At 60.0% G+C, this 6,750-nt stretch carries 5 protein-coding genes; 1 reads left to right on the top strand and 4 read right to left on the bottom strand.

From position 1 onward, the window contains the following. Positions 1-126: 126 nt before the first annotated feature. Both NW818_RS09660 and NW818_RS09655 read right to left on the bottom strand, forming a co-directional pair. Positions 127-1,239 carry an LptF/LptG family permease gene (locus NW818_RS09660; protein WP_414424427.1) on the bottom strand — a complete coding sequence of 371 codons (1,113 nt, stop codon included), beginning with the start codon at positions 1,237-1,239 and terminating at the stop codon, positions 127-129. A 108-nt stretch (positions 1,240-1,347) separates the two neighbouring features. Next, entirely contained in the window at positions 1,348-2,571 is a 1,224-nt protein-coding gene (locus NW818_RS09655) for a pentapeptide repeat-containing protein (protein WP_414424426.1), read from the bottom strand. Between the two features lie 165 nt (positions 2,572-2,736). On the opposite strand from NW818_RS09655, the gene NW818_RS09650 reads away from it, so the two are divergent. Next, positions 2,737-4,557: a DUF1565 domain-containing protein gene (locus NW818_RS09650; protein ID WP_414424425.1), complete on the top strand. Its 1,821-nt coding sequence runs from the start codon at positions 2,737-2,739 to the stop codon at positions 4,555-4,557. Between the two features lie 123 nt (positions 4,558-4,680). Here the strand turns inward: NW818_RS09650 and NW818_RS09645 are convergent, their stop codons facing one another. Together NW818_RS09645 and rbsK are read right to left on the bottom strand one after the other, a co-directional pair. Continuing rightward, on the bottom strand, positions 4,681-5,424 hold the full coding sequence (locus NW818_RS09645) for a response regulator (protein WP_414424424.1): 744 nt from the start codon (positions 5,422-5,424) through the stop codon (positions 4,681-4,683). Positions 5,425-5,677: 253 nt separating this feature from the next. Further along, positions 5,678-6,595: a ribokinase gene (gene rbsK / locus NW818_RS09640; protein WP_414424423.1), complete on the bottom strand. Its 918-nt coding sequence runs from the start codon at positions 6,593-6,595 to the stop codon at positions 5,678-5,680. Between the last annotated feature and the right edge of the window lie 155 nt (positions 6,596-6,750).

Below are 6,750 nucleotides of genomic sequence, written 5' to 3'. Positions count from 1 at the left end.
CCTTTTCCCCGCAAGGGGACGGAAACCTGAGCTACGCGAGGCGAGAGGAGAGAGAAAGGAAAGTTGATCCCTGCCTTCTTCGAGACATCCTTGAGAACTGAGACTGGCGGATTCTAGGGTGGATCCCTAGCGCAGGAAACGGGCCAGCAGCACCAGTCCGATGCCGCCGAACAAGATGTTGAAGCTCCAGGCTGCCGCCCAAGGGGGAAGGGCTCCCACTTCTCCCAAGCTGCGAGACACGCTCAGAACCACGTAGTAGCCAAACACCAACAGGATCCCGAAGACGACGCCCCCGTAGCGTCCCACCCGCCGCGCGGTGGTGGATCCCAGGGGTAGCGAAATCAGCACGGCAAAAAAGCTGGCCAAGGGCAGGGAGAAGCGCATGTGGAACTCGGTGCGCAGAGCCTGAGTATTGAGATTGGAGCGGGCCAGGCGGGAAATCCGCTCCGCCAGCTCCGGCAAGCTCAACTCGCTGGGGGGAACCGGCGGCTGCATTAGGGCAGCCAGATCCTGAGAAACTTGCAACGGCTTGCGATGAAACGTTTGCTCGGCAATGCTGAGGCCGGTGGGGCCGTAAAGGTGGGTCGCTCCTTCGCTGAGGCTCCACTCCAGTCCATTCCACACTGCCTGAGCGGCCAAGGTCACTTCCGCCAACTGGTATTTGCCCCCCGGCAAGGGATCCACCCGCAAAATCGTAACATCTTGCATCGTATTTAACCGGGGATCCACTTGGCGGATGAAGAACCAGAGGTTGTCTTCGGTTTTGAAAAAGACATCGTATTGCACCGGGGTGGTGGCCTGGGCCAGCAAAGCTTGCTGATCGATCTGGCGGATTTGCTGTTTACTGGCCGGCAGCAGCACGTTGCTGATGAAAAAAGCGCTCAAGCTCATGGCCAACCCCACCAGCAGCAGGGGCCGGAAAATCCGGCTAAACGGGATCCCGGCTGCCCGCATAGCGGTGATCTCGCTGTTGCCGCTCAGCTTGCCCAAGGTGAGCATGGTGGCAAAAAAGGCGGCAATGGGCATGCCCAGCACCACCATCTCCGGCAGATCCAAAACCAAAAGACGCAACACCGTTAGAGGCGGGACGGATCCCTCGACCAGCCGCTCGGCCAGGGTAAACAGTCGGCCCACCAGCAGCAGCAGGGTTCCCCCCGCAACACCGGTCAGCACTGGGGTGAGCATCTGCCCAAATAGATAGCGCTCCAGCAGCCAGAACTTGGTGAGCAACCGTGCCATGTTTGAGAATCGAAGGGGATCGCCCTCATCCCCAAGGGAGAGGCGAGTTGCAATAGCCGAAGAATCGGCAGCAAAAGCCCTGAACCAGGCTTATCGATTTATTCTCGCTCAAGGGCTTGGGGCAGGTGGGGGAAACGACTCCGTTTTGTCGGCAGGATCCAAACGCGGCTGAGGAGAGTTGAGGAGAGGTTCGGACGCGGGATCCAGCTTGGCACCCCAGGTGACCAGGTAGGCCCGCTGTTCGGGGGAAAGGCGGCGAGCCTGGCGAAAATCTGCTCCTGCCACGATGGCGCCGGTGTAGGCCCCGGTCTTGAAATCGGGCTTTTGCCCTGGCTGAGCAGGGGAAGCTGTCTGAGGGGATCCCACAAACAGCAAAGCGCGGTAGAGATCGGCCCCGCGCAGGTCGGCATTCCGCAAGTTAGCTCCGCACAGATTGGTGTGGCTGAGATCGCAGCCGCTCAGGTTGGCCCGCTCCAGGCTGGCTTCGCTGAAATCCACCGCCCGCAACAGGGTGCCATGCAGGTCGGCTCCCTCCAGCATCGTGCCCAGGTTGACCACTCGGATGCCGTTCACGCGATCCCGCTGGTAACCCCCTTTGCCGTCCAGAATGGGTCGGCCCAGGTGTTCGTCTCGCCGCAGAGGGCTGAGCAGGTTAGCGGTGGAGAGAAAGCGCAGGATCTTGGCTTTGCCGAAGCGATCCACCCCGTTCAACAAAGCAGCCGTGCGCCCGGCAGCAATGGCCCGCTCCAGGGGCCAATCGTCCAACTGCCCATCGGGAGACAAGACCAGGTTGGAAATGCCTTCAAAGTAGGCGTCGATGGTCTGCTGCTGGGTAATGATATTCTGCTGAATGGTGAGATCGCGGGAGATGATGTACTGCCGCCAGGCGATGTAGGCGGCCAGGATGGCAATCAAGATTTGGCCTGTGGCCCCGAACACTTCTCCCAAAGCCCCAATTGCTTCCCAACTCAGGGATCCCAAGGCAGAAAACAGCCCGCTCCCGGCAATCCCTCCCATCACGGCCAAGCTGAGGGCCACTCCCGCCCAGGCCAATTGAGGCCAAGTGGTCAGCCACTGCCAAAGACGGCGTCCGATCTGAGCCCAAAGCGATCGCCCCCACCAGCCCGCCAGGCCCAGCCAAGCCAGCACCGCCCCCCAGCCCAAGACCGGCTGAGCCATCAGCTTTCCCAAGAGCAGCAAGAAGGCCGGGATCCCCAACAGCAGCAGATGAATCAGGGGTTGCCACGGTGAGACCGGAGACAGCAGGATCTCGGATTCAAGCAGCGACGGCTCTTGGGGCAGATGTTCGGGGACAAGGGTTTTGTAGGTCATGGCGCAAGCAGGGAGGTTACTCTAGGGCTAGTGTTAGACTTGCAAAAAAAGCCTGCGTTAGTCCGTATTTGGAGTTGGCGGATAGGGTAGGATCCCGCCTACTCAGTTTGGTAGGATAACCTCGGCCTTTCTTCTCTAGCCCAGCCTGGTGTGAGGATAACCACCATGATCTCTTCCTTATTGTCCTTACTGCCTATTGGTCTGCAGAAATCCGGCGAACACCAATCTACAGCAGTCCTGCCCGGCCTGCGGGCGCAGCGCCATCGTTCTGCAATGCTGACGCGGCTGGCAACCTCTCTGATGCTTGGCACCACCTTACTGCTGACAGCAAAGTTGGATCCCGGCTGGGCGCAAACTTCCCTGGACACCGGCATTACCGGTGAGCAGACCCTGCCTCAAGCTCCCCCGCTCCCGGACAATCGCCCGGCCATTTTCGTGGATGCGGCCAACGGCAGCGATACCCGTGGGGATGGATCCCGCAATAACCCCTTCAAGACGATTACTTATGCCATTCAGCGGGCTCAAGCTGGCAGCGTCATTCAGCTTTTTCCCGGGGTATATAGCGAGGAGAGCGGCGAAACCTTCCCCATCCGTCTGAAAGCCGGCCTCACCTTGCGTGGGGACGAGTCCACCTTGGGAGAGGGCTATCTCATCACCGGCGGCGGTACCTACATGAGCCCGACCCTAGGCCGACAAAATGTTGCTCTGCTGGCAGAGACCGGCGCAGAAGTGCGAGGAATTACCCTGCGCAACCAGGGGCGGCGCGGCTATGCCCTCTGGGTCGAATCGGCCTCCCCGCGCATTCTCAACAACAGCTTTGTGGGCAGCATCCACGATGGAATCTTCATTGCCGGCGCTGCCAATCCCTGGGTGGAGGGCAACCGCTTCTATAAAAACGGGGCCAACGGCATTTCCGTCTTGGGCACCTCCCAGCCCACCATCGTCAATAACCTGTTCCAAGAAACCGGCTTTGGCCTCACCATCGACCAACGCTCGGCGCCTGTTGTGCGCAACAACCGCATTCTGCAGAACCGTACCGGCGTGGTTGTCGGGGGCAGCTCCAGGCCCATCCTGCGCAACAATCTCATCGCCCAGAACTTGGAGACCGGCCTCACCGCCATCACCACTGCCCAGCCGGATCTGGGCACGGCCACGGATCCCGGCAACAACATCTTTGAGGGCAACGGCCAATACGACATCCACAACGCCACCCGCGGCCTGCGCCTCAATGCCAACGGCAACCAACTGCGGGGCAAAGCCAAAGGGGATCTGGATCTGTCCGGTCAAACCACCGTTGCCGCCCTTCCCGACAGCGCTCCCCGCCCCATTGCCCCTGGCACTTTGGCTCTGCCCAGCGCTCCGGCCCAGCCGGCTACTCCCAGGGATCCCCGGCCAGCGGCTGAGACCCCCTCCACCTTACCGGTTTTAACGGTGCCCCAGTCTACTGCCCCGGTTCCCCCCTCTCCGCCCCAAGGATCCGGAGGGCGCATCTTGCCAGATCCCTCCAGCCCTCAGGCAACTCCCCAGCCCCAACCTCCGGGGGAGCAGTTTGTGGCTGTCCCCTTCACCCCCGATGGCTCTACCGCACCTGCTCAGCCGGCTGACCCTGTTCCCAGGCCACCGTCGGCTCCCCTCACGGATATCACCACCCTCCTGCCTCCGCCGGCCCGTCGCCCGTCCACGGGGATCCCAACTACTCCCTCTGCTCCCACTACAACTCCAGTTGCCCCCCCTGTGGCTGCTGTGGGTAACGACTCCGTTTCGCCAACGCGAACGGCAACTCAATTTCGCGTGTTGGTGACCCCCAAGAGCAGCGATGACTTGAACCGATTGCGGCAGCTCATCCCCGAGGCGGTGGAAACGGTTTTCAACGGGAGAACGGTGTTGCAGGCTGGCCTCTACGACAGTCGCAGCCAGGCCCAGTCGGTGTTGGATCAGCTGTTGGATGCCGGCTTTGAGGCGGTTGCCGAGATGATTTTCCGCTAGCGACCCCCCACACTGCCGGCTTGCTTCTCCATGACGGTTAGGAGGAGGTTTTGGCCCCGGTTCTTTTGGCGGGAGAATCGACCGGCAAGTGTTTGCCAAGGGCGATGACAGCTCAGACACTCTCTAGTCCAACGGATCCAGTCGGTAGCGGCTGAGCCAGTGATCCAAATGCACTTCCTCCTCGTCCAGCAGTTGGGCGTTAATCAACCCCCGTTTGAAGGCAAGACGGATGGCTCGCGCCCGCAAGCTGAAGGTGGTTCCCCACTCGTCGCTCTCAATTTGGTCGTTGCTCACCTCTAGTTTGTCGTAGAGGTTGCGCAGACGGTTGGTTACCCCTCGGCGGGACAAAAAGCGCCGTGCAGCAATGGCCTGGTCGGTGAGGCCGAGGGCAATGTCGATCAACACTTCGTACTCGGCATCGCTGAGACCGGTAATTTTGTTTTGTGAACGGGAATCGACCCCGCGCACCTCTCGGTCGATCACACATTGCTCATCCTGCACCACTGCTTGGATAGCGCTGACCAATTTTTCATCGGTGCAATTTTTCAAAAGGTAGCCATAGACGGTTTGCGGAGGCACGATCTTGTGCAGCTCCCGCACATAGACTTCATCGGCAAAATGCGACCAAAAAATGATGCGCGTGCTGGGGCACTCTGACCAAACCTGTCGTGCTACCTCGATCCCGGCCATCTCGGGCATGCGGATATCCATCAACACGAAGCTGGGGTGGTGCTGGCGGTAAAGTTCCAACGCCTCTCTACCATTCGAGGCTATATACACCGGGCCGAACTCAGGCAAATGTTGTGTTAGCAGGCTATGAACATGCTGACGGTAGAGAGCGTCATCTTCAGCAAGGAGGGTACTCACGGGCCTTTATCAGAATTACCGAATACTTTCTTTTCACTACCTAACTCTAAAGACACCCACAAGGGAAGACAAGGCACTATTGAGCAGTACTCAATGGAGCAAGGGATCCCCTCCGCCGGCTATGAGTAGCAGCTCGGAAAAAGGATTTGGCCCCGCTCTGTCCTGTGGAGGTTGCGGTTTCCCCATAGCGCTCACGCAAACGGCCAATGAACTTCTCCACCGCAGACGTCGAAAACTTTTGATAAGCAGCAGTCTATGCTGTTTCTACGGCAGAGGCCAAAAATGCCTCAATCTCAGAGCGCTGGGGCAAGCTAGGTTGGGCTCCTGCACGGGTTACGGCCAAAGCAGCGGCGGCATTGGCAAAACGCAGGGCTTCCCTCAGGGATCCCCCGGCAGCCAAACAGGCAGCTAAGGCCCCACAAAACCCATCTCCGGCAGCGGTGGTATCCACCACCTCCACGGGATGGGCGGGCCAATGGCCACTTTCTTCCCCATCTGCCCAGACCAGCCCTGCCCCTCCCAAGGTAAGGATAACGGCTGGGATCCCGTGCTTCTGGAGCTCCTGAGCGATCTTTTGGGCTTGTTCCGGCGTTTCCACAGGAGATTGGGCAAGGGCAGCCGCTTCGGTTTCGTTGAGCACCAAGTAGCGAACCCGGCGCAACAGGGATCCCGGCAATGGCACGATGGGCGCAGGGTTGAGCAAAATCGGGATCCCTTGGGCAAAGGCTTGCTCTGCTGCAGCTTGCACGGTGGGCAGGGGGATTTCCAGTTGCAGCAGGAGCAGGGCCGCTGGGGTAAAGGGAGGCAAATGCTCCGGCAGATAGCGACCATTGGCTCCAGGGCTGACCACGATTCTGTTTTGCCCGCCGGGATCCACTGTGATCAAAGCTAGGCCGCTGGGCCCCTCCAACTGCCTCAGGTGGCGGGTATCCACGCCGTTGTGCTCCAGGTTCTCTTGGAGCAGACGCCCAAACTCATCGGATCCCACCGCTCCCCACATCTCTACTTGGGCTCCCGCCCGCGCCGCTGCCACCGCTTGATTGGCTCCTTTGCCGCCAGGGTAGGTGGCGTAGTCGGATCCCAGCACCGTTTCCCCAGGGCCGGGATGATGGGGCACCTGCACCACCAAATCCATGTTCAAGCTACCCACCACTCGGATCGGGCCTGCCATCGGGCTTGTGGGGAAATCCTGTTGGAAAAGCAGAGATCCAGAGATCTTTGGTTTGGATCCCTGGGCAGCTATTGTATCAGCCGCCGGTCTTGGCCAGGGATCCCCTTGAGCGCCCTACCACGCGGCAAGGGCTGATAGCAGTCGTGGTTTTTATT

It is taken from the genome of Synechococcus sp. R6-5, assembly GCF_047461775.1.
In the GTDB taxonomy this organism is placed as follows: Bacteria; Cyanobacteriota; Cyanobacteriia; order Thermostichales; family Thermostichaceae; genus Thermostichus.
The sequence above is the reverse complement of the archived record's forward strand: the minus strand, read 5'-3'. Positions and strand labels throughout refer to the sequence as shown.